A 23337-nucleotide genomic window follows, 5' to 3' on the forward strand; every position below is an offset into this window, starting at 1 on the left:
GGCCGCCGGTGCGTCGAGGCGGGATAATGAAGGCACAGACCGACCGGAGCGATAGCCCATGAGCGTACACGAGGAACTCGATCAGGCCCTGCGCGAACTCGAGTCCACCATGAAGGCGGCCGACATGTGGCGCATGGAGCGCCCCGAGCCCGAGGCCTTCGACAGCCCCCAGCCGTTCTGCATCGACACCATGGCGCTGCCCCAGTGGCTGCGTTTCGTGTTCATCGCCCGGCTGGAGGCGCTGGTGGAGGCGCGCGCGCCGCTGCCGTCGACCTGCGACGTGGCGCCCGCGGTGGAGGCCTACCTGACCCAGGAGGGCGCCCGGGCCAGCGACCGTCTGCTGATGTGCAAGGTGGTCGAGCGGATCGACCGCCTGGTCACCGAGAACTGAGGCCCCCATGCCGTACTATTTCGCCTATGGCAGCAACATGAACCCGGCTCGGGTGGAGGCGCGGATCGGCACGACCCGTCGTGCGCTGCCCGGGATGCTGGCCGATCACGGCCTGTGCTTCGACAAGGCCTCCCGGGTGGCGGGCATCAGCCATGCCAATGTGGCGCCCGCTCCCGGCGGCCGGGTGGAGGGCGCGCTCTTCGAGCTGGTCGCGCCCGAGCAGATCCACCTGATGGATCCCTTCGAGGGCTACCCCCACTCCTATGACCGGCATCGCCTGCCGATCCATACCGAGCATGGGGCCATCGAGGCCTGGGTCTACATCGCCGCGCCCGGTACCACGGCCGAGGCACTCAGGCCGGCCCGGGAATACCTCGATCACCTGTTGGCCGGCGAGGCCTTCCTGAGCCCGACCTACCATGCCCGCCTGGCCGAGGTGGAGGCGGTGCACGGCCTGGACGACGAGACATTGATGGCGCTGGGGTTGTCCCGCCATACGCCGCGCTAGTGTCCTGGATCGGCGGAGGTTGATCGAGCCTTGAGACAGGCTGCCAGGCGTCATGCCACTCACGACAGCAGGCCCGCCGATCGGCGGGCCTGCTGTCTGTCGGGGCTGGCGCTCGCTCAGAAGCGGAAGCTGAGGCCGGCCATCACCACCAGCGGATCGATCTCGACGGTGCCCACCTCGTCGCCGTTCAGGCTGGCGTCGGCGTCGATGTCCAGGTACCAGGCGGCGGCGTTCAGCGCCCAGTGCTCGTCGATCAGCAGGTCGACGCCAAGCTGGGCGGCCACCCCCCAGGAATCGTCGAACTCGAGTTCCACGCCCGGTACGTCCACGTCCTCGTCGGAGAAGAGGGTGTAGTTGACGCCGAGGCCGGCGTAGGGCTGGACCCGGGCGCTGGTGCCGCCCAGCGGATAGTACTGCAGCGTCAGGCTCGGCGGCAGGTGGTCGGTGGATCCGCCGGTGACCCCCTCGACCTCGAAGTCGTGGTCGAAGGGTTCCGCGGCCAGCAGCTCCACGCCCAGCGTGTCGGTGAAGCGGTAGCCCAGGGTGAAGGCGAAGGCGCTGTCATCGTCGACGTCGACCTCGGCGCCGCCGAGGATGTCGCCGTTGTCGCTCTTGGGCTCGACCTTGGCGACCCCGACCCGGGTATAGAGGTCGCCGGCGCCATAGGCCAGCACTTGGGAACTGGCGGCGAGGGCGACGGTGCCGAGACCGGCGGCGAGCAGGACGGGCAGGGGGGACTTGGGCATGATGTGGCTCCTCTGTCATGCGTTCGGCGAGTGTCGCCGGAGATGAAGCAGAGTCTATCGGCCACTTCGCGGATCGAACTTGATCCAGCGCAAGGCGGGTTGCCCCACCGCTTGATGATGATCAAGAAAACGCCGCCGGGCACTGAGCCCGGCGGCGTCCAGGGCAGGGGGCATCAGAAGCGGAAGGTCACGCCGCCGCCCACGGTCATCGGATCGATCTCGGCCTCGCCGGCATCGTTGCCGTTGACCTCCACGTCGGCGTCGACGTCGGCATAGTTGGCGAAGGCCCCGACCAGCAGATAGTCGGTGACCGCGAAGTCCACGCCCACCTGGGCGGCGGCACCGTAGGACTCATCGATGTCGAGGCCCGAGGCGGTCTCGTCATTGAAGTAGGTGTAGTTCAGCCCGGCCCCGGCGTAGGGCTGTACCCGGGAGTCGGTGCCACCCAGCGGGTAGTAGTTGAGCATCAGGTTGACCGGGCGACGGTCGACCGAGCCGGCGTCCATACCGCTCACGGTGAGGTCGTGCTCGATGTCCTGGGAGCCGTTGAGCTCCACGCCCAGCTGGTCGTGGAACTGGTAGCCCAGCCCGTACGTGAAGCCACGCTCGTCGGAGATGTCCAGGTCGCCACCGGCCGCCTGGCCGTTGTCATCCTCGACCTCGCTCTTGGCGACGCCGCCGCGCACATAGACGTCGCCGGCCTGATAGGCCATGGCGGTCTGGGTGGCGATGATGCCGGCCGTGGCGAGGGCGGCGGCGGAGATAAGACGCGTCGTGTTCATGAGAATCCTCCCTGTGTCTTCCAGGGTGGCGACGCCGAGGGATTCGGCGCCGTCCCACCAGTGATTGCGATCATAACGAACAGTGTTTCTAAACGTCTTGTAGAATTTTTCTATGGCCTGCATAGGGGTAGATACGCATTTTTCATGGGAGGCTGGCGTTGGCGGGGTTGGTGATCGAAGGTTTTGTACAGTATTTTCACATTTTCTGCACGGTCCTCGCCGGCCGGCCGGGTTTCGGCTTCACTTAGGGGGGAACGACGCGAGCGGAGCCTTTCATGAGCGGCAGGACTCTCTTCGCCGGGCCACGCCCCGGCCTGCTGGAACGCCCCCTGACCCTGCTGCTGCTGGCGGCGGGGATCGCCATCTGGTTGTTGCTGCGACCCGAGCCCCTCCAGGCCCTGCCGCCGGCCTGGCGCTGGCCGCTGGTCGGCCTCGGGGCCTGGGCCCTGGGGAGCGCCTTCGTTCGCCCGCTGACGCTCGAGGTCGGCGAGGGCTGGCTGTGGCGGCAGGCCGGGGCACGCTGGAGTCGCCTGGCGCTGTGGGGATTCGCGCTGGTGGTGGCGGGGCTCGGCATCCGGGGCTGAGGCCGGACACAGCAAAGCCGCCCGCAGGCGGCTTGTCTCGTCGAGACTCGGTCAGCGGATGATGAGGCTTGCTTGGGAGCGTCGAACGTAGCCGCTACCCGGCAGGCTCACCAGTTGCCCGCGGCACAGGCCGGATGGCGATTAGGCTGCAGCGTGTGACGAGTGTGGGCGGTACGCTGGTCATGGTGGCGGCCATACCGATTCGCCTGGCCGTGTATCCGCAGTCATGAAACAGGGCTCCCGCAGGAGCCCTGTCGCTGCTCTGAGTGCGTTACGCGCGCTCGTTCAGCGAGAGATTTGCTGATATTCACCGGCATCGGCAGTAACACTGCTCACCACCAGGATGGCAATGAAGGAAGCGACGAAGCCAGGAATGATCTCGTACACACCGGGACCACCCATGAACTCTCCGTTCCAGCCCAGTGAAATCCAGATCATGACGGTGACGGCACCCACAACCATGCCCGCGATGGCGCCAGCGCCGTTCGTGCGCGACCACATCAGCGACAGGATGATCAGCGGGCCGAACGCCGCACCAAAGCCTGCCCAGGCGTTACTGACCAGCGCCAGAACCTGAGAGTCCGGATCGGACGCAATGAAGGCTGCAACCACACCAACCAGAACGACACAAATCCGGCCTACGCCGACGGTCTCCTTTTCCGTAGCCTCTTTACGCAGGAACAGGCGGTAGAAGTCCTCGGTCAGTGATGAAGACGACACCAGAAGCTGACTGGAAATGGTGCTCATGATCGCCGCGAGCAGTGCCGCATAGAGGAAACCGGTGATCAGCGGATGGAAGAGCAGATCCGCCAGGATGATGAAGATCGTTTCCGGATCCTGGACATCCATGCCATTGCGGATCGCATAGGCCCGGCCGAACACCCCCAGAGAGATCGCACCGATCAGGGAGATGAGCATCCAGCTCATGCCGATGTTACGGGCAACAGGAACATCCTTCAGAGTCCGGATGGCCATGAAGCGCACGATGATGTGCGGCTGCCCGAAATAACCCAGCCCCCAGGTCACTGCAGATAGCCAGCCGATAAAGGTCAGCCCCTCCGTCCACGAGAGTAGCGTGGGATCGACTTCATTCAGGGTCTGTGACGCCTGGCCGAATCCGCCGCCACCTTCGCCAAAGAGCACGACCGCCGGCATGATCACCAGGGCCAGCATCATGATGCAGCCTTGCACGAAGTCCGTCATGCTCACGGCCAGGAAGCCGCCGACCACCGTATAGGCGAGTACCACGCCCAGCGTGATGACGACGCCCGCAGCGTAGTCGCTCAGGCCAGCAATGTTGATAACCCCGGAAAACGCGCTTTCGAACAACTTGCCGCCTGCCACCAGGCCTGACGCCGTGTAAACCGCGAAAAAGACGACGATGACGATAGCGGATACCGTTCGCAGCGACATCGCCCGCGTCGGGAAGCGGTTTGCCAGGAATTCCGGAATGGTTATCGCATTACCATAGTGAACCGTCTGTTCGCGAAGGCGTGGTGCGACCAGCGTCCAGTTGAAGAACGCACCCACGAGCAGACCGATACCGATCCAGGCCTGACCCAAGCCAGATACGAACAGTGCCCCGGGCAAACCCAGCAGCAACCAGCCGCTCATGTCCGAAGCACCCGCCGACAGGGCCGCCACTTGTGGACTGAGAGCGCGGCCACCCAGCATGTAATCCTCAGACGTAGAGGTAGATTTGCGCATGGCATAAAAGCCGATGGCGATCATGAGCGCAAAGTAAGCAATAAGACTGATCCAGACACCAATAGCCATGAGAACGTCTCCTTTTTATTCGGCCGGCTGTAGAACCGGCGTGTTGTTGGTACGCATGCCGGCCATCGTGTCCCTGGGTGGCATCACGATCCGGGAGAGCGGGAACGTCGAGTCCGTATTGGCGTGGTTTTCCATCATGGGAAGCTTCCTTCAGTTTGTTGTCGTTGACGACGAGTGGGGCTCACTCGTCTCCCAGCGCGAGCAGTGACGCGTTGCCACCCAGGGCGGCGGTGTTGACGGTCACCGTCTTTTCCGTGGCAAACCGCAGCAGGTAGTTCGGGCCTCCCGCCTTGGGACCCGTGCCGGAGAGGCCCTGGCCACCGAAGGGCTGGACCCCGACGACTGCCCCGATGATATTGCGGTTCACGTAGACGTTACCAACGCGGACTTTCTTCGCGATTTCATCGGCGAAGGATTCGTTGCGGCTGTGCACGCCGAAGGTCAGCCCGTAGCCGCGACCGTTGATCGAGGCGATCACCTTGTCGATCTCGCTGGCATGGTAGCGCACGATATGCAGGATCGGACCGAACTGCTCCCGCTCCAGGGCATCGATGCCATCGATCTGGAACGCCGCCGGGGCGATGAAGGTGCCGTTGCCGGTATGGGCCGGGTCGAGTCGGGTCTCGGCCAGCAGGCGGCCCTCGCCCTTGAGCCTGTCGATATGCGCCTGGAGGTTCCGGCGGGCATCCTCGTCGATGACCGGGCCCACGTCGGTGCCCAGATCGCGGGGATCGCCGACGCGCAGCTCCGCCATGGCACCCTCGAGGATCTCGATGACCCGGTCGGCCACATCGTCCTGGAGGTAGAGCACGCGCAGCGCCGAGCAGCGCTGGCCGGCACTCTGGAAGGCCGACTGGATGACGTCGGCCACCACCTGTTCGGGCAGGGCGGTGGAGTCGACGATCATGGCGTTCATGCCGCCGGTCTCGGCCACCAGGGTCGGCAGGGGCGCATTCTCGCGGCCGGCCAGGGCGCGGTTGATGATCTGGGCGGTGTCGGTGCCGCCGGTGAACACCACGCCGGTGATGCGCGGATCGCGGGTCAGCACGCTACCCACGGTGGGGCCGTCGCCGGGCAGCAGCTGGACCACGTCCCGCGGCATGCCGGCCTCGTGCAGCAGCTCGATGACGCGGTGGGCGACGATCGAGGTCTGCTCGGCGGGCTTGGCCAGCACGGTGTTGCCGGCCACTGCGGTGGCCACCACCTGACCGCAGAAGATCGCCACCGGGAAGTTCCAGGGGCTGATCGCCGCGAACACGCCCTTGCCACCCATCATCAGGTCGTTGGACTCGCCGGTGGGCCCCGGCAGGCGGGTCGGCTCGGCGAACAGCTCCTCCGCGCGCATCGCATAGTAGCGGCAGAAGTCCACCGCTTCCTTGATCTCGTCGACGCCGTCGGTGAGCAGCTTGCCACCCTCGCGGGAACACAGCGTCATCAGCTCCGCCATGTGCTCCTCCATCAGGTCGCCGAAGCGACGCAGGATGGCGGCGCGCTCGGCCACGGGGGTGTCATCCCAGCGCGGGAAGGCCGCCCAGGCGGCGTCCACGGCCTTCTCGGCCTGGTCCTTGCTGGTCCACAGCACCGTGCCGACCTGCTGGCGGCGGTCATAGGGGCTGGTGACCTCGTGGACCATGGCCGGCTCGGTGGCCACCTCGAAGGCCAGCAGCGGACGGGCCTCGTAGCGCTTGTCCATGTGCCGGGCCATGGCATCCATCAACGGCTGGTACTGGCTGCGGATGTTCAGGTTCACGCCCCGGGAGTTCCGGCGTCTCGGCCCGAAGATGTCCCGGGGCAGGGGGATCCGGTTGTTGGCCAGGGTCGCGTACTGGCGCAGCGTCTCCACCGGGTGCACACACAGCGACTCCACCGGCACCTTGGGGTCCACCAGCTGGTGGACGAACGAGGAGTTGGCGCCGTTCTCCAGCAGCCGGCGGACCAGGTAAGGCAGCAGGTCCTTGTGGGCCCCCACCGGGGCATAGATGCGGCAGTAGGTCCCTTCGGGGGCGCGCTTCAGGGCCGCGTCATAGAGGGCCTCGCCCATGCCGTGCAGGCGCTGGAACTCGAACGGGCGCTGTGCCGCGTTGGCCTGCTCCAGGATGGTGCTGATGGTGTGGGCGTTGTGGGTGGCGAACTGCGGGAAGATCCGCCCGCGGGTGGCATCGGACAGCAGGAAACGCGCGCAGACCAGGTAGGCCACGTCGGTGGAGGCCTTGCGGGTATAGACCGGATAGCCGTCGACGCCAAGCTGCTGCGACTCCTTGATCTCGGTGTCCCAGTAGGCGCCCTTGACCAGGCGCATCGGGATCACGTCGCCCTGGCGCTCGGCCAGACGGTTGAGGTAGTGCAGCACCGGCAGGGCACGCTTGGCATAGGCCTGGACCACCAGGCCGAACTGGCCCCAGCCGCGGCAGGTATCGCTCTCGTAGACGGCGCGAAACACCTCCAGCGACAGCTCCAGGCGATCGACCTCCTCGGCGTCGATGGTCACCGCGACGCCCAGCCGGCGGGCCAGGCCGGCCAGCTCGCGTACGCTGCCGACCAGCTCCTCGAGGACCTGCTCGCGGCGGCCGAACTCGTAGCGCGGATGCAGCGCGGAGAGCTTGATCGAGATCGACGGGGCCGGCGTCCTGTCGGACAGCGAGCGGCTGGTCTTGCCGACCCGCTCGATGGCCCGGGCATAGTCCTCGAAATAGCGCTGGGCGTCGGTGCGGGTCCGCGCCGCCTCGCCGAGCATGTCGTAGGAATAGGTATAGCCCTTGTCGAACAAGGGCCTGGAGCGCTTGAGGGCCTCGTCGATGTCACGGCCCAGCACGAACTGCTTGCCCATGACCTTCATGGCCTCATACATGGCGCGGCGGATCACCGGCTCGCCCAGGCGATTGACCATCTTGTTGATGAAGCTCGAGGGCTTGCCTTCCCGCGGCCGGTCCAGGGTCACCACGCGGCCGGTCATCAGCAGGCCCCAGGTGGAGGCGTTGACCATCCAGGACTCGCTGCGGCCCAGATGGGCCTTCCAGTCGGCCGGACCGAGCTTGTCCTCGATCAGGGCGTCGGCGGTGGCCTTGTCGGGAATGCGCAGCATGGCCTCGGCCAGGCACATCAGCATCAGGCCTTCATGGGTATCCAGGCTGTATTGCTGGAGGAGTTCGTCGATGGTGTCCACCGCCGTGTCCATCTCGCGGATCTCGCGAACCAGTTCGGCGGTCTTGTCGGCGATCCGCGTGAAGTCCTGCCGGTCGGCATCGAGGGTCTTGATCAGTTCCTCGACGAAGGCATTCTCGTCGACGGCATAGTGATCGCTGATCCGTGCGAACAGGGTGTCGAGATCCTGACGCCAGGTGGCGTCGTCCAGCATGTTGTTGGCATCGAGCATGAAAATCCCCGCTAAAGGCCCGTCGTCACAGGGTAGAGTCCCGGTCGCCGGCGCAGGGCCGCCGCGCACCGAGGGCATCCTTTGAGGTTAGGGCCCATCATTAGATTCTGCTTGTCGAATTCCCGGAGGGATTTGTCGATTTCGCGGAACTTGGTCCGGCGCCGGAACTCTCCTGCGACCTTGGTCTAGCTGCGGGGCGCGGGCGAGGACAGTCGCTGCCGGCCATGGCGGCGCAGCTGGCTGGGTGGCTGGCCGAAGGCGCGGCGGAAGGCGCGGGACAGGGCACTCTGGTTGGTGAACCCGGTCAGGGCGGCAATCTCGGAGAGCGGCAGCTGGCTCTCGTGCAACAGGCGACGCGAGGCCTCGAGGCGACGCCGCATCACGTACTGCCAGGGCGAGAGGCCGGTCTGGTCACGGAAGCGTTCGGTGAAGTGGGCCTCGCTGAGGCAGGCCTCCGCGGCCAGGTCGGCGACCCGCAGGTGGCCGCCGAGGTGGTGGTCGATGAACCGATCCAGCGCCGCCAGGTCGAGATGCCGCCCCCGGCTGGGGGGCTCGCCGGCCAGCCGGGCATGCAGCGACCCCAGCAGGGTCGAGGCCAGCCGCTCCTGCTGGATGGTGGGCAGGGGGCCCTGCTGCGACATCAGCCGCAGCTCGTGCAGCAGGAAGTCCAGGTAGCGCTCCAGGGGATCGTCCAGGGCGAAGAAACGCGGCGCGTCGAACAGCCGTGCCAGTTCATGATGGTGACCGGTCAGCGACAGGGCGTCCCGGGGCAGGTCGAGGATCAACTGACGGTTGTCGCCCGTGCCGGCATAGTAGTGGATGTGGTCGGCCGGCACGATACAGCCGGAGAGCGCCGAGATGGAGCCGCCCAGCCCCTCGATCTCGAACTCGGCCTGACCACGCAGGCCGATCACGATCTGGTGGAAGTCGTGGGCATGGTGGTGGATGGCGGTGTCGAGGGGAATCTGGCGGATGGCGCTGGACATCATCGGCCTCCGGCATCGAGGGTCAGGGCATGACGCCCAGTCTACCGGAACCGGCGTCAACGCTCACGGGTCGGCTTGACGGCGTCGAAGTTGAGTGCGGGCGGCGAGGTGATCGCGCAGCGCGGCCAGCTCGGCCTGGCCCTCGGCATCCAGCAGCGGCTTGCCACGGGCGACCCGGCCATGCCGGCCGTGCTCCTCCATCAGCCGCTGGGCGCGGCGCCGGACGCCCTCCAGGTAGTCGTCGTGGCGCACCGGGTAGCCGACGATGGTATTCCACTCGGTCTCGCCGACCCGGCTGTCCAGGGCCTTGTCGAATACCTCGAGGAGGTGCTCAGGCTCGGTGCGGTAGCGGGGCGTGCGCGACAGCATCAGGATGGCGACCATGCCGCCGAAGATGATCAGGCAGACGAGAAAGACGGTCAGGAACAGGGCCATGGAGCGCTCGGGAAGTAGGGCGGTGGACTGGCCGGATGCGCCGAGGGCGAGAGGGGAGCTGGAGCGGGTGAAGGGAATCGAACCCTCGTCTTAAGCTTGGGAAGCTTCTGCTCTACCATTGAGCTACACCCGCGAGGTTTCCCAGTATATCCAGAGAGTTAATGATTACAACCCCGAGCGTGCCGGGGCATCGGACGTACAACGTGAAAAAATTTCCTCGGCGTGACGAACTTTCCTTGCCAACACTGTCAGAACAGGTGCAGGCAACAGCGCGATGGCAGTCGCTAACACTGTTGTTCTGGCTTGCATATTCGATCCTTTGCCGCCTCAGCCCCGCTGAGGCGGCCTTTCTTTGCGTGACTCCCGTGCATGACAGACACCGCCCCCAGCAAGAGCCGGGGGCGGAGCAGCGTTGAAATCGGGGCCGGCGATCAGGAATGGCGCATGCGCAGGATGGCGCTGAGCACATCTCGGCGGGTCACGATGCCGACCAGGTGCCCCTGTTCGGTGACCGGGTAGACCTTGGGCTTGGCCCCCAGCATCTCCTGGGCCAGGTCGGTGATGCTCTTGGTGGGGGAGACGGCGAGAACCTCGTCGCGCATCAGCTCCCGCACCAGCGGGGGGTCCTCGTTGAGGTAGGAGCTTTCCAGCACCTTGCCGATCACGTCCTGCTCGGAGATGAACCCGATCAGCTTGTCGTGCTCGTCGACTACCGGGGCGCCGGGCAGGCGGTGCAGCGCCAGGCCTTGGGCCAGGGTGGATACCGAGGTCTTGCCGGTGACCCGGTAGCAGTCGCGGGACATGATCTCGCGCACGATGGTGGGGGCCTTGCTGGGCATGGCGGTTCTCCTTGTGCCAACGCTGGTACCTGACTCGCCCGGTGCCGTCGCCTCGTGAGGCGCGGTCCCGGTGGCGCGCGATGCGAGGCCGATCCGGGCGTGTCTCGCCTTCAGCATAGCCGACCGGCTGCGCGACCATGCCGGCAACCCTCGCCTGCCTGCCAACGGTCTTGCGGCCAGGAACCCGCGCCGGACGGTCCACTCCAATATGACACGATGCCGCATCCCCGACCGATGGAGACGCCTCATGGATGCTCGCGAATACCTGGCCCGCAAGGGGCTGGACGGAGAGCGCGACCGGGAGCGCCCCAATACCCTGGAGGAGAAGGCCTGGTCCCGTGCCCGCGAGGCCAGCGATCACCGGCCGCGGGCCGGCACTCCCCATGACTGGGAGGACTGGGAGCGCTACCACGAGGTCCTCGCCGAGGGCGCCGAGAGCCTGCAACAGAAGATCGACCAGGAGGCCCACCGCCGCGCCCGTGAGCGGGCCGGCCGAGCCGCCGTGGAGACCTGTGCCCCCGCGGCGGCGTCCCCGGCCCTCGAGGCCGGGAGCGCGGCGCGCTCCCGGCCCGTACCCACCGAAGTGCGCCTGGCGCTGTTGGCCATGGCGGTGTTGATGCCCCCCCTGGCGGTGGGGCTGGCGCAGGGTGGGGGGCGTCGGGTCGCGATCAACCTGCTGTTGACGCTACTGGGCTGGTTGCCGGGGGTGGTGCATGCCTGGCGCTGGCTCGGCCACCGGCATCGGCCGTGACTCCTGCTGACCGGCCACTCGCGCGGCATCCGGCGAGGTGGTCGGTATTCGGCTGGCGCCTGGAGCCCCCCGCTGAGGGCTCGCCTGTTCTCTTATCGCTTTTTTTCTAAATCGAACATTCCGCCATTCCCCGAGCGTTGTGGCTGATAGGCTGTAACGTCCCGATATGGCAGTGGTTTCGTCGATATTGCATCCAGAGCTAGACGAAGGTCTAGTCATCTTGCCTCGAATTTCGTTGTGATAGTGCGCTCTTTTCGCTAACTTGTGATCGAAATCGAACATCAGTGTTCGTTTGTTGTTTGAAAGTGCTCATTCAAACATGCCATGCCGGCTGCGGCCGGTGCCAATCCAGATCACAACAAGAGGGCGGCAGCATGACACCCTTTCTGGGCGAGATCTTCGGCACGATGATCCTGATCATCTTCGGCGGCGGCGTGGTCGCCGGTGTGCTACTGAAGCGTTCGAAGGCCGAAGCGAGCGGCTGGATCGTCATCACCCTTGGCTGGGGCCTCGGGGTGGCCATGGCCATCTATGCCGTGGGGGGCGTCAGCGGAGCCCATATCAACCCCGCGGTCACCCTCGGCCTCGCCGTGATCGGTGAGTTCCCCTGGGCCGAGGTTCCGGTCTATGTGCTGGGTCAACTGATCGGCGCCTTCCTGGGTGCGGTGATGGTCTGGTTGCACTACTACCCGCATTGGGAAAGGACGGAGAGCCAGGAGGCCAAGCGGGCCGTGTTCTGCACCGATCCGGCCATCGACCATCCCCCCTCCAACCTGATGAGCGAGATCATCGGCAGCTTTGTCCTGGTGTTGGGCATCCTGGCCATCGGCGCCAACGAGTTCACCGAGGGCCTCAATCCGCTGATCATCGGGCTGTTCATCCTCGCCATCGGGTTGTCGCTGGGGGGCACCACCGGCTATGCCATCAACCCGGCCCGCGACCTGGCGCCGCGCTTGGCCCACTGCCTGCTGCCCATCCCGGGCAAGGGTGGCTCGAACTGGAAGTATGCCTGGATCCCCGTCGTCGGGCCGCTGGTCGGCGGAGTGGCCGGTGCGCTCTTCTACCGTCACGTCTTCCTCGACGGCAGTAGACTGGGCCTGATGATCGCCCTGGCGGCGATCGTGGTGGCACTGGGCATCGACTTTGTCATCGAGAAGCGCTGGAAGAGTCGGGTCGCGCACCCCGGCCAGGAACTCTGACTGCAGGGCCTGGCATCGCTTATTCGTACTCACTACGCCTCGGGAGGCTCCCATGGAAAAACAATACGTAATGTCGTTCGATCAGGGCACCACCAGCTGCCGTGCCATCCTCTTCGACCGCGACGCCCGCATCGTCGGCGCGGCCCAGAAAGAATTCACCCAGCATTATCCGAGGCCCGGCTGGGTGGAGCATGACGCCATGGAGATCTGGGGCAGCCAGATGGGGGTGGCCCGGGAGGTGCTGGAGACCCAGGGCATCCTGCCCTCCCAGGTGGCCGCCATCGGCATCACCAATCAGCGCGAGACCACCGTGGTCTGGGATCGCCACACCGGCAAGCCGATCCACCACGCCATCGTCTGGCAGGATCGCCGCACCGCACCGCTGTGCGACGAGCTCAAGGCCCGTGGGCTCGAGCCTTACATCCGCGAGACCACGGGCCTGGTGCCCGATGCCTACTTCTCCGGGACCAAGATCCGCTGGATCCTCGACAACGTCGAGGGGGCCCACGAGCGGGCGGAGCGCGGCGATCTGCTGTTCGGGACCATGGACACCTGGCTGGTCTGGAACCTGACCCGCGGCGAGCGGCATGTCACCGACTACAGCAACGCCTCGCGGACCCTGCTCTACAACATCCGCAGCCTGGAATGGGACCAGCGCATGCTCGACGAGTTGGGCATCCCGGCCGCCATGCTGCCGGAGGTCCGCCCCTCCAGCGAGGTCTACGGCACCACCGGGGCGGAGATGTTCGGCGGCGCCCGGGTGCCCATCGCCGGTATCGCCGGCGACCAGCAGTCGGCGCTCTTCGGCCAGGCCTGCTTCGAGAAGGGGATGGTCAAGAACACCTACGGTACCGGCTGCTTCCTGCTGATGAACACCGGCGAGACCCCCGTGCCCTCGAAGTCGGGGTTGCTCACCACCATCGCCTGGGGGCTGAACGGCCGGGTCGAGTATGCCCTGGAGGGCTCCATCTTCATCGCCGGGGCGGCGGTGCAGTGGCTGCGCGACGAGCTGAAGATGATCGACTCGGCCGCGGATTCCGAATACTACGCCGGCAAGGTGGAGGATGCCGATGGCGTCTACGTGGTGCCGGCCTTCGCCGGGTTGGGAGCGCCTTACTGGGACATGTATGCCCGCGGCGCCATCTTCGGCCTGACCCGGGGCACCCGCAAGGAGCACATCACCCGGGCCACCCTGGACTCCCTGGCCTACCAGACCAAGGACGTGATCGACGCCATGCAGGCCGACTCCGGGATCGAACTCAAGTCCCTGCGCGTGGACGGAGGGGCCGTGGCCAACAACGTGATGATGCAGTTCCAGGCCGACATGCTCGGGGTCGAGGTGGAGCGGCCGGAGGTCACCGAGACCACCGCACTGGGGGCCGCCTACCTCGCCGGCATCGCCGTGGGGGTCTGGAGCCAGGACGAGATCGCCGACAAGGGGCGGGTCGAACGCGCCTTCACCCCGGCGATGGATGCCGAGCGACGCGAGCGCCTCTACCGCGGCTGGAAGAAGGCCGTGCGCCGCACCATGGGCTGGGAGCGCGACGAAGGGGAGTGAGGGCTTCGCGGGGCGCTCCGGTCCGGGGCAGCCCGCCACCGTTTCACCGAGGGGATCATCGATATGCAGTTGCGCAACAGTAACATCGGTCGGTTGCGTCGCCAGACCTTCGACGTGCTGATCGTCGGCGGCGGCATCAACGGGGCCGCCGCCGCGGCGGCCCTGGCCGGCAAGGGCGTCAAGGTGGCGCTGATCGACCGCGGCGACTTCGCCGGCAGCACCAGCATGCATTCCTCCAACCTGGTGTGGGGGGGCATCAAGTACATGGAGAGCTACGACTTCGCGCTGGTCCGCAAGCTCTGCAAGAGCCGCAACCACCTGATTCGCAGCTATCCCTCCACGGTGCAGGAGATCCGCTTCCTGACCACCATCTCCCGGGGATTCCGCTATCACCCCCGCTACCTGTGGGCCGGCACCTGGCTCTACTGGCTGATGGGCAACGGCTTCACGCGCATCCCGCGTTTCCTGGCCCCCCGCGCCATCAAGGCCCAGGAATCGATCATCGCCACCGAGGAGGCCGTGGGAGGCTTCGAGTACTCCGATGCCTACCTCCACGACAACGATGCGCGCTTCGTCTTCAACTTCGTGCGCAGCGCGCTGAACTACGGGGCCGTGGCAGCCAACTACGTGGAATCCCAGGGGGCGCGCCGCGAGGGTGACGGCTGGGTGACCCGAGTGCGTGACGCGATGGGAGGCGAGACCTTCGAGGTGCGCGCCAGGGTGTTGCTCAATGCCGCCGGCCCCTGGGCCGACCAGCACAATGCCCTCGTCGGCCAGCAGACCCGTCATCGCCACGCCTACTCCAAGGGCATCCACCTGATCGTGCCGCGTCTTACCGACAGCCGGCGCGTGCTGGCCTTCTTCGCCGACGACGGCCGGCTGTTCTTCGTCATCCCCATGGGGCAGCGCACCTGCATCGGCACCACCGATACCCGGGTGGAGAGCCCCGAGACGCGGGTCACCGACGAGGACATCCGCTTCGTGCTCGACAACATCAACAAGCGCCTCAGCCTGGCTACCCCGCTGGGCCGGGAGGACATCATCGCCACCCGCTGCGGGGTACGGCCCCTGGCGGTGGCGAACGGCGGCAGCGGCGAGCGCGACTTCCTGCAGATGTCGCGCAAGCACGCCATCGAGACCAATGCCGCGGAAGCCCATATCAGCATCTTCGGTGGCAAATTGACCGACTGCCTGAACGTGGGGGAGGAGATCGTCGCCGCGGTGAAGACGCTGGGGGTCAGCGTGCCCCATCCGAGGCATCGCTGGTACGGCGAGCCGCCAGAGACGGTGCGCCGGGAGTTCTTCCACCAGGCCCGGCTGATGGAGCTGGATGCCCTGACGTCGCCACAGGCCTCCGAGCCGCTGTCGGTGCGGCTGTGGCGTCGCTATGGGTCCCATGCCCTGGAGCTGCTCGAGGAGATTCGCGAGGACCCGCGCCAGGCCGAACTGCTCATCGAGGGCACCGAGTACCTGCGCTGCGAGCTGAGCCAGGCCCAGCGCCGTGAGATGATCACGCGGCTCGACGACTTCTTGCGTCGCCGCTCGAAGATCTCCCAGGTAGTCGGCGTCGAGCGGTTGCGCCGCTCCCCGGGGCTGCGTGAGGCCTGCGCTATCCTGTTCGGCGACCAGGCACAGGCGCGCTTCGACGAATACTTCGCCGCGGTCGCCGAGCCGACGGCAGCGTCTCCGGCGCCGCCCGAACTGGCCGAGTTGGCCGAGTCCCCGGCGAGCTCCGAGTCGTTGCAGTGGTAGGGGGGAAGGGTCAGCAGGCAGCGGCGCGCCATGGATGCCGGAAGGGCAGCGGTTATAATGTCCGTCAACTTTCTGTCTTCCGAGGTTGACCAGTGGGCTATCTTGTCGGCGTTACCGTACTCTGGGCCTTCTCCTTCTCGCTGATCGGCGTCTACCTGGCCGGCCAGGTGGACAGCTACTTCGCCGTGATGACCCGTATCGCCCTGGCGGCGCTGGTCTTCCTGCCCTTCCTGCGGCCGGCGCTGCTGCGGGGGCGGCAGCGGCTGGCGCTGATGGGGCTGGGCGCCGTGCAGCTCGGCCTGATGTACCTCTTCTTCTACCAGTCCTTCCTGCTGCTGTCGGTGCCGGAGGTGCTGCTCTTCACCATCCTGACCCCCCTCTATATCACCCTGCTCGATGACGCCCTGTTCCGGCGCTTCACCCCCTTCCACCTCGTCACCGCCGCGCTGGCGGTGCTCGGGGCGGCGGTGATCCGCTACCGCGGGCTCGACGACGGCTACTGGCTGGGGTTCCTGGTGGTGCAGGGGGCGAACCTGTGCTTCGCCCTGGGCCAGGTCGGCTACCGGCGCCTCTCCGCCGGCCTGCCCGAGGCACTGCCGCGGCTCGCGGTGTTCGGCTGGTTCTACCTGGGGGCCCTGGCGGTCGCCGCCCCGGCCTTCCTGCTGCTGGGCAATCCCGCGGCCCTGCCCACCAGCGGCGGGCAGTGGGGGGTGCTGGCCTGGCTCGGCCTGGTGGCCTCGGGGCTCGGCTACTTCCTGTGGAACCTGGGCGCGACCCGGGTCGATGCCGGTGCGCTGGCCATCATGAACAATGCCCTGGTCCCGGCCGGCCTGCTGGTCAACCTGTTGCTCTGGAACCGCGACGCCGACCTGCCGCGGCTGGCCCTGGGCGCGGCGATCATCCTCGGGTCGCTGGCGCTCAACGAGTGGTGGCAGCGCCGCCGGGCGCCACTGGCCGCCTGAGGGCGGTTTGCCCGGCTCACGGCGTATCGCCATAATGAGCGGTCGTGAAGCGAAGGACCCGCGCATGCAACCCTTCAAGAACATCGGCCTGATCGGCCGGCTGGGCAGTGCCAAGGTGGTCGAGACCCTCAAGCGGCTCTGCCGCTTCCTCGATGACGCCGGCTACCACGTGATCATCGAGGATCGCACGGCCACCGTGCTGCTGGGCCATGGCCATCCCGAGGCCAGCCGTCGCCTGATCGGCGAGCTGTGCGACCTGGTGATCGTGGTCGGCGGCGATGGCAGCCTGCTGGGCGCCGCCCGTACCCTCTGCCACAGCGGCACCCTGGTGCTCGGGGTGAATCGCGGACGGCTGGGGTTTCTCACCGATATCTCCCCCGACGAGCTCGAGGTCCGGGTCGGGGAGGTACTCGAGGGACGCTTCGAACTCGAGGAGCGCTTCCTGCTCGATGCCGAGCTCTATCGGGACGATGCCCTGGTGGGCAACGGCGATGCCCTCAACGAGGTGGTGCTGCACCCGGGCAAGGCCGTGCGCATGATCGAGTTCGAGCTGTTCATCGACGGCCAGTTCGTGCACAGCCAGCGCAGCGACGGCCTGATCATCGCCACCCCGACCGGCTCCACGGCCTATGCACTCTCCGGCGGCGGCCCGATCATGCACCCCAAGCTCGAGGTGATCACCCTGGTGCCGATGTTCCCGCATACCCTGTCGAGCCGGCCCATCGCCATCGACGCGGGCAGCGAGATCCGCATCCATATCGGCGAGACCAACCAGACCTACCCGCACATCAGCTGCGATGGCCAGACCCGGGCCGTGGCCAAGCCCGACGACGTGCTGGTGATCCGTCGCAAGCCCCAGCGCGTGCAGCTGGTGCATCCACTGGGGCACAACTTCTTCGAGGTCCTGCGCAGCAAGCTGGGCTGGAGCAACCGCCTGGGAGACTGAGGTGAGCAAAGCCGCCCGCGAAGGCTATGATCTGATCGGCGACGTCCACGGCTGTGGCGCGACGCTGGCGTCGCTGCTCGAGCGCCTCGGCTATCACCAGCGTGGCGGCGTCTATCGTCACCCCCGGCGCAAGGTGATCTTCCTCGGTGACCTGATCGACCGCGGGCCACGGATCCGACTCGCGGTGACCATCGCCCGGCGCATGGTGGAGGAGGGCGAGGCGCTGATCGTCATGGGCAATCACGAGGTCAATGCCCTGGCCTACAGCCACCGGGCCCCGCCGGGTCTCGGCCGGGAATGGCTGCGCGAGCATACCCCGCGCCACAACCGCATCATCGAGGAGACCCTCGAGCAGTTTCGCGACCATCCCCAGGAGTGGGAGGACGCCCTGGCCTGGTTCATGGACATCCCGCTGTGCGTGGAGCTCGATGGCCTGCGGGTGGTGCATGCCTGCTGGGATCAGGCGCTGATCGAGGCACTGCGCCGCGAGCGTCCCGACGCCCGGATCGATGTCGACTTCCTGAGCGCCGCCGTGCAGCCGGGCACCCGGGCGTTCCGCATCCTCGACCGCCTGACGCGGGGCAGCCACATCCCGCTGCCCGAGGGCATCCAGATCCAGTCCGGCGACGGCTTCACGCGGCGCAGCTTCCGGGCCCATTTCTGGGCCCGCTCACCGCGGACCTGGGGCGACGTGGTGTTCCAGCCGGACAACCTGCCCGAGGCGCTGGAAGGCCGCGAGCTGACCGAGGCCGAGCGCGCCCGGCTGAGTTACTATGGGCCGGACGAGCCGCCGCTGTTCATCGGCCACTACTGGTGCGAGGGCATCCCGGCCCTGCCGGCGCCCAATATCGCCTGCCTGGACTACAGTGCGGTGAAGTTCGGGCGCCTGGTGGCCTATCGCTGGAGCGGCGAGTCGCGCCTCGACGCCAACCACTTCGTGTGGATCCGCGTGCCGCGGGAGGAGCAGGCCCGCCCCCAGCCCTGGGAGATCGATTTCGATTGATACATTTCTTTACGAAATAGTCGCGCCTCGGAGAGAACTTCGCCCTGTCGCCCGCATCTGAGTAGGTGTTCCCTTGAATGATCCCTTGCTCTTGTCCGGCGGCCCCCTCCGCCGGACTTTTTCTTTGTGCCCGGCGCAGCCGCTTCGTTCACCGCTGGAGAGACCATGTACCGGGTGATCCTGCTGCCTCATGACGTCGACATCCACGACCTGCGCCAGGCCCTGTGGGCCCACCGCATCGGCCACCTGTTCACCGAGGAGGTCGAGGGCCAGGTGCTGTGGCTGGTCGACCCCGCCCAGCAGGCGGCCATGCAGCGCCTGGTGGAGCGCTGGCAGCGGGGCGAGTCCCTGATGCCCGAGGAGCGCCGTCGGCCCCGCCGATCCCTGCCGGCGTGGCGGATTCCCTTTCGCCAGGCGCCGGTGACCGCCACGGCCCTGGCGCTGTGCCTCGCGGTCTTCGCCGTGATGGGGGTGTTCGGCGACCTGGTGATCGCCGCCCTGACCATCGTGCCCGTGGGAGTGGTCAAGGGCCAGCTGGTCTTCGGCAGCCTGGCGGAGACCCTGGCCTCGGGACAGGTCTGGCGGCTGCTGTCGCCGGCCGTCCTGCACTTCGGCTGGATGCACCTGATCTTCAACATGCTGTGGTTGTGGTTCTTCGGCCGCCAGGTGGAGTCGCTGCATGGCCGCGGGCGCATGCTCACCCTGCTGCTGGCGGCCGGCATCGGCGGCAACCTGGCCCAGTACGCCACCGGCACCGTGCTGTTCGGCGGCATGTCCGGCGTCGACTTCGCGCTGCTCGGCTATGTCTGGCTGATGTCGCGCCGGCGTCCCGCCGACGGCTTCTTCGTGCCCCAGATGCTGGTGGTGTTCATGCTCGGCTGGATGGTCTTCACCATGACCGACGTGGCCGCCGTGGTCGGCTTCGGCAACGTGGCCAACGAGGCCCATGTGGGGGGGCTGGTCGTGGGGCTCGCCCTGGGCTGGTATCATTCCCGCCGTGTCCGTTCCCCCCGTTGAGCCCGTATCCCCGGAGTCCGCCATGAGCGATATGACCTTCGAGCGCATGATCCAGCAGATGACCCCCGCCATCTACGAGAGCCTCAAGCAGGCGGTGTCGCTGCGCAAGTGGCCGGATGGCCGCTTCCTGACGGCCGAGCAGACCGAGCTGTGCCTCGAGGCGGTGATGCGCTACGAGGTCGAGAACGGCGTCCCCGAACCGGCCCGGGTCGGCTATCTCGAGCGTCGCACCTGTGGCGCGGACAGCAGCGGCGCCAATGTCCCGCCGGCCCAGGCCGGCCTGGCCCGGGATGCCAGCCGTGACTGAGACGACCGCCCTGCAGGGCTGCCTGACCAAGATGGCCGTGGCGCCGGGCTCGCCGGCCCGCTATACCCTGCGGGCCGGCGAGGCCCGCCTGGACCTCAACGCCCGCCTGGGCCAGCCCCTGCGCCTGACCTGGACCGGCGCCATCGCCTGTACCCACTGCGGCCGGGCGACCCGCAAGAGCTTCGGCCAGGGACACTGCTATCCCTGCTTCAAGAAGCTGGCCCAGTGCGATACCTGCATCATGAAGCCGGAACTCTGCCACTTCTTCCAGGGCACCTGTCGCGAGCCCGACTGGGGGGAGCGGCACTGCTTCCAGCCCCATGTGGTCTACCTGGCCAATGCCTCGGGGCTCAAGGTCGGCATCACCCGCGGCACCCAGGTGCCGACCCGCTGGCTCGACCAGGGCGCCGTGCAGGCGCTGCCCATCCTCGAGGTCGATTCCCGCCAGCAGTCCGGCCTCGTCGAGGTACTGTTCAAGGAGCGGGTCTCGGACCGCACCAACTGGCGCACCATGCTCAAGGGCGAGACCGAGGCGCTGGACCTGGCCGCCGAACGCGACCGCCTGCTCGACGTCCTGGCCGGTGGCCTCGCCAAGCTGCGCGAGCGCTTCGGCGATGATGCCATCCGTACGCTCGACGCCCCTCCACGCACCTTCGAGTACCCGGTGCTCGAGTACCCCCGCAAGGTGGTCTCCCACAACTTCGACAAGTCGCCCGAGGTGGCCGGCACCCTGCTGGGCATCAAGGGCCAGTACCTGATCCTCGACAGCGGCGTGATCAACCTGCGCAAGTTTACGGGCTACGAAGTGACCGTCGAGGCCTGAGGCACTGCCTGGCCCGAGGGATATTTGTGGCTGCGCTATGCTCGGGAGGTGATCCGTACGAGGAGCCTCCCATGAGCGAGATGCGCGCCATGCGCCTGCATGCCGCGAACCAGCCGCTGTGCCTCGAGCGCCTGCCGATGCCCGAGCCCGGCCCCGGCGAGGTGCGGGTCCGGGTGCTGGCCTGCGGTGTCTGTCGTACCGACCTGCACCTGGTGGACGGCGAGCTCGACCGGCCCCGCCTGCCGTTGGTTCCCGGCCACGAGATCGTCGGCGAGGTCGATGCCCGGGGGCAGGGCGTGGCCGACCTCACGGTCGGCCAGCGGGTCGGCGTGCCCTGGCTGGGCTGGACCTGTGGTGAATGCCCACCGTGCCGGGCCGGCCGCGAGAACCTCTGCGAGCGTGCCGCGTTCACCGGCTACACCCGGGACGGTGGCTATGCGGAGTACTGCGTGGCCGATGCCCGCTACTGCTTTCCCCTGGCGGCCGAGGATGCCCAGGCCGCCGCGCCGCTGCTGTGTGCCGGGCTGATCGGCTACCGCACCTGGCGACTCGCCGGCGGCGACACCCCACGACGTCTGGGCATCTACGGCTTCGGTGCCGCGGCCCATATCCTCGTCCAGCTGGCCCTGGCCCGCGGCCAGACCGTCTATGCCTTCACCCGGCCCGGTGACAGCGAGGCTCAGGCCTTCGCCCGGCGTCTCGGCGCGGCCTGGGCCGGGGGCAGCGACGAGACGCCCCCGGCGCCGCTGGATGCCGCCCTGCTGTTCGCGCCGGTCGGCGATCTCGTGCCCATCGCCCTGGCCCAGGTGCGTCCCGGCGGCACGGTGGTCTCGGGAGGCATCCACATGTCCGACATCCCGGCCTTTCCCTACCGCCTGCTGTGGGAGGAGCGCCACCTGACCTCGGTGGCCAACCTCACCCGCCGCGACGGCGAGGAGTTCCTCGCGCTGGCCCCGACGGTGCCGATTCGTACCGAGACCCGTGCCTACCCGCTGGAGGACGCCAACCGGGCCCTGGACGATCTGCGCGCCGGCAGGCTGTCCGGTGCCGCCGTGCTGATCCCCTGACCTAGTCGAAGAGATCCGCCTGGCGGCGCGGCGGGCGGAAGGCCGTGGTATCCAGTGGCACATCGCCGGGGAAGCCGAGTCGCCGATAGGTCTTGCGAAAGCGCTGCTCGAGCAACTCGGCGAACACGCCCTGGCCGCGCATGCGCTGCCCGAAGCGTCCGTCGTAGGCCTGCCCGCCTCGGCACTGGCGGATCAGGCTCATCACCTTGGTCGCCCGCCCGGGGGCATGCTCGGCCAGCCAGGCCTCGAACAGCGGGGCGACCTCCCGGGGCAGGCGCAGCAGCATCCAGCCGACGCTGGTCGCGCCGGCCTCCCGGGCCGCGGTCATCAGCCGCTCCAGCTCATGGTCGGTGAGCCCGGGGATCACCGGGGCGACCAGGGTCCCCACCGGCACGCCGGCCCCGGCCAGCCGAGAGATCACCTTGAGGCGCGCCTCCGGCGCCGCCGCCCGCGGCTCCAGGGCACGCTTGAGGTCGCGATCGAGGCTGGTCAGGCTGACCATCACCCGCACCAGCCGGCGCTCGGCCAGCGCCGACAGCAGGTCGAGGTCACGCAGGATCAGCGCGCTCTTGGTGACCAGGGTGACCGGGTGGCGACACTCCAGCAGGAAGGCCAGCAGCCGGCGGGTCGTGCCACGCTCGGCCTCCAGCGGCTGGTAGGCATCGGTGTTGCCGGCGAGGTTGATCGCCCGGCAGACGTAGCCCGGCCGGGCGAGTTCCTCCTCGAGCCGTTCGACCAGGCCGGTGCGGGCGATCAGCCGCGTCTCGAAGTCCAGCCCGGGGGAGAGATCCCAGTAGGCGTGGCTCGGCCGGGCATAGCAGTAGATGCAGCCATGTTCGCAGCCCCGGTAGGGATTCAGGGAACGGTCGAAGGGCAGGTCCGGCGAGGTGTTCCACGCCAGGGCGCTGCGCGCGCGCTCCTCCGCCACTTCGGTGGCCAGCCGCTCCGGGGTGGCCTGTTGCCACCAGCCGTCGTCGACCGCCTCATGGCGGGTCGGGGCGAAGCGGTTGGGCGGGTCGTAGCTGGCGCCGCGCCCCCTGCGGGGCATGGACGTGGATGGGGGGGATGCCATGGGGAAGCCCCTATGCTGTATTTAAATACAGTATAGGGGCGGCGGCGGCTGGCGCCAAGCGGGGTGGCGGCACGGCTCAGCCGCTGGAGGTCGGCTGCTTGTAGGGGTTGGGCGGCAGCTGGTCGGGGGGCAGGGGAGCACGGCGGGCGCCGGCCTTGGGCCCGTAGTGCTCGGCCAGGTAGTCGAGGATGGTGGCCTCCATCTCGGGGCGGAACTGCCAGAGCCCCTGGGTCTCCTGCATCCAGCGGATCAGGGTCTGCCAGTGGTTGCGCGAGCCACTGTTCTGGGTGACCAGCTTGGCGGAGTGGCAGACCGTGCAGTTGGCCTTGACCACCTGCCAGCCCTCGGCCTTGACCAGGCCGGTCTCGGAGTCGGTCTCCTGGGCGGCCGCGCCCAGGGGGACGAGCAGGGCCAGGGCCAGCAACGCCGGCCGCAGGGTGATCGTGATCTTCATGGGACC

The 23337-nt window shown here is 67.6% G+C and carries 23 protein-coding genes and 1 tRNA gene; 14 read left to right on the top strand and 10 right to left on the bottom strand.

The annotated features are described in order from the left end of the window. The first annotated feature begins 58 nt into the window (after positions 1-58). Complete coding sequence (locus tag QWY76_RS05545) at positions 59-391, top strand: YqcC family protein (RefSeq protein WP_290310116.1); 333 nt, start codon at positions 59-61, stop codon at positions 389-391. Between the two features lie 7 nt (positions 392-398). After that, a complete protein-coding gene (locus tag QWY76_RS05550; protein ID WP_290310117.1) occupies positions 399-899 on the top strand; it encodes a gamma-glutamylcyclotransferase family protein in 501 nt (166 codons plus the stop codon). Between the two features lie 116 nt (positions 900-1015). On the opposite strand, the gene QWY76_RS05555 is transcribed toward QWY76_RS05550, so the two are convergent. Both QWY76_RS05555 and QWY76_RS05560 read right to left on the bottom strand, forming a co-directional pair. Further along, positions 1016-1645, bottom strand: coding sequence for an OmpW/AlkL family protein (locus QWY76_RS05555; protein ID WP_290310118.1), 630 nt, complete (start codon positions 1643-1645; stop codon positions 1016-1018). A 173-nt stretch (positions 1646-1818) separates the two neighbouring features. Beyond that, complete coding sequence (locus tag QWY76_RS05560; RefSeq protein WP_290310119.1) at positions 1819-2427, bottom strand: OmpW/AlkL family protein; 609 nt, start codon at positions 2425-2427, stop codon at positions 1819-1821. 275 nt (positions 2428-2702) lie between these two features. Here QWY76_RS05560 and QWY76_RS05565 point away from each other — a divergent pair, with 275 nt between their 5' ends. Continuing rightward, positions 2703-3011 (top strand): hypothetical protein, encoded by a 309-nt coding sequence (locus tag QWY76_RS05565; protein WP_290310120.1) that lies wholly within the window; start codon positions 2703-2705, stop codon positions 3009-3011. 285 nt (positions 3012-3296) lie between these two features. Here the strand turns inward: QWY76_RS05565 and putP are convergent, their stop codons facing one another. From putP to QWY76_RS05595, 6 genes are all read right to left on the bottom strand, one after another. Further along, entirely contained in the window at positions 3297-4787 is a 1491-nt protein-coding gene (gene putP, locus QWY76_RS05570) for a sodium/proline symporter PutP (RefSeq protein WP_290310121.1), read from the bottom strand. A 181-nt stretch (positions 4788-4968) separates the two neighbouring features. Further along, positions 4969-8160: a bifunctional proline dehydrogenase/L-glutamate gamma-semialdehyde dehydrogenase PutA gene (gene putA / locus QWY76_RS05575; RefSeq protein WP_290310122.1), complete on the bottom strand. Its 3192-nt coding sequence runs from the start codon at positions 8158-8160 to the stop codon at positions 4969-4971. Positions 8161-8345: 185 nt separating this feature from the next. Next, the gene (locus QWY76_RS05580; protein ID WP_290310123.1) at positions 8346-9146 is read right to left on the bottom strand and encodes an AraC family transcriptional regulator; all 801 of its coding nucleotides are present in this window, start codon (positions 9144-9146) and stop codon (positions 8346-8348) included. A gap of 63 nt (positions 9147-9209) precedes the next feature. Further along, on the bottom strand, positions 9210-9581 hold the full coding sequence (locus QWY76_RS05585; RefSeq protein WP_290310124.1) for a hypothetical protein: 372 nt from the start codon (positions 9579-9581) through the stop codon (positions 9210-9212). Positions 9582-9640: 59 nt separating this feature from the next. Continuing rightward, positions 9641-9714 (bottom strand) — tRNA-Gly (locus QWY76_RS05590). A 298-nt stretch (positions 9715-10012) separates the two neighbouring features. Next, on the bottom strand, positions 10013-10420 hold the full coding sequence (locus QWY76_RS05595; protein ID WP_290310125.1) for a CBS domain-containing protein: 408 nt from the start codon (positions 10418-10420) through the stop codon (positions 10013-10015). Positions 10421-10667: 247 nt separating this feature from the next. On the opposite strand from QWY76_RS05595, the gene QWY76_RS05600 reads away from it, so the two are divergent. The 11 genes from QWY76_RS05600 to QWY76_RS05650 all read left to right on the top strand — a co-directional run bounded on the left by QWY76_RS05600 (position 10668) and on the right by QWY76_RS05650 (position 21805). Beyond that, the gene (locus tag QWY76_RS05600; RefSeq protein WP_290310126.1) at positions 10668-11171 is read left to right on the top strand and encodes a YqaE/Pmp3 family membrane protein; all 504 of its coding nucleotides are present in this window, start codon (positions 10668-10670) and stop codon (positions 11169-11171) included. Between the two features lie 374 nt (positions 11172-11545). Then, positions 11546-12370: an MIP/aquaporin family protein gene (locus QWY76_RS05605; protein ID WP_290310127.1), complete on the top strand. Its 825-nt coding sequence runs from the start codon at positions 11546-11548 to the stop codon at positions 12368-12370. A gap of 52 nt (positions 12371-12422) precedes the next feature. Then, a complete protein-coding gene (glpK, locus tag QWY76_RS05610) occupies positions 12423-13928 on the top strand; it encodes a glycerol kinase GlpK (protein WP_290310128.1) in 1506 nt (501 codons plus the stop codon). A gap of 63 nt (positions 13929-13991) precedes the next feature. Beyond that, positions 13992-15680 (top strand): glycerol-3-phosphate dehydrogenase/oxidase, encoded by a 1689-nt coding sequence (locus QWY76_RS05615; RefSeq protein WP_290310129.1) that lies wholly within the window; start codon positions 13992-13994, stop codon positions 15678-15680. 92 nt (positions 15681-15772) lie between these two features. Beyond that, positions 15773-16642 carry an EamA family transporter gene (locus tag QWY76_RS05620; protein WP_290310130.1) on the top strand — a complete coding sequence of 290 codons (870 nt, stop codon included), beginning with the start codon at positions 15773-15775 and terminating at the stop codon, positions 16640-16642. 64 nt (positions 16643-16706) lie between these two features. Further along, positions 16707-17588 carry an NAD(+) kinase gene (locus QWY76_RS05625; RefSeq protein ID WP_290310131.1) on the top strand — a complete coding sequence of 294 codons (882 nt, stop codon included), beginning with the start codon at positions 16707-16709 and terminating at the stop codon, positions 17586-17588. Position 17589: 1 nt separating this feature from the next. After that, positions 17590-18591 carry a metallophosphoesterase gene (locus tag QWY76_RS05630; RefSeq protein WP_290310132.1) on the top strand — a complete coding sequence of 334 codons (1002 nt, stop codon included), beginning with the start codon at positions 17590-17592 and terminating at the stop codon, positions 18589-18591. 165 nt (positions 18592-18756) lie between these two features. After that, positions 18757-19608, top strand: coding sequence for a rhomboid family intramembrane serine protease (locus QWY76_RS05635; RefSeq protein ID WP_290310133.1), 852 nt, complete (start codon positions 18757-18759; stop codon positions 19606-19608). Positions 19609-19630: 22 nt separating this feature from the next. Continuing rightward, positions 19631-19915, top strand: coding sequence for a YeaC family protein (locus tag QWY76_RS05640; protein ID WP_290310134.1), 285 nt, complete (start codon positions 19631-19633; stop codon positions 19913-19915). Then, positions 19899-20738, top strand: a complete 840-nt coding sequence (locus tag QWY76_RS05645; RefSeq protein ID WP_290310135.1) for a DUF2797 domain-containing protein — start codon at positions 19899-19901, stop codon at positions 20736-20738. The genes QWY76_RS05640 and QWY76_RS05645 overlap by 17 nt, the downstream gene beginning before the upstream one ends. A 71-nt stretch (positions 20739-20809) precedes the next feature. Next, a complete protein-coding gene (locus tag QWY76_RS05650; RefSeq protein WP_290310136.1) occupies positions 20810-21805 on the top strand; it encodes a zinc-dependent alcohol dehydrogenase family protein in 996 nt (331 codons plus the stop codon). 1 nt (position 21806) lies between these two features. On the opposite strand, the gene QWY76_RS05655 is transcribed toward QWY76_RS05650, so the two are convergent. Together QWY76_RS05655 and QWY76_RS05660 are read right to left on the bottom strand one after the other, a co-directional pair. Further along, positions 21807-22877, bottom strand: a complete 1071-nt coding sequence (locus tag QWY76_RS05655; protein WP_290310137.1) for a PA0069 family radical SAM protein — start codon at positions 22875-22877, stop codon at positions 21807-21809. A gap of 76 nt (positions 22878-22953) precedes the next feature. After that, the gene (locus QWY76_RS05660) at positions 22954-23331 is read right to left on the bottom strand and encodes a hypothetical protein (protein WP_290310138.1); all 378 of its coding nucleotides are present in this window, start codon (positions 23329-23331) and stop codon (positions 22954-22956) included. Between the last annotated feature and the right edge of the window lie 6 nt (positions 23332-23337).

Origin of the sequence: Halomonas maura, assembly GCF_030409305.1 — a bacterium.
In the GTDB taxonomy this organism is placed as follows: Bacteria; Pseudomonadota; Gammaproteobacteria; order Pseudomonadales; family Halomonadaceae; genus Halomonas; species Halomonas maura.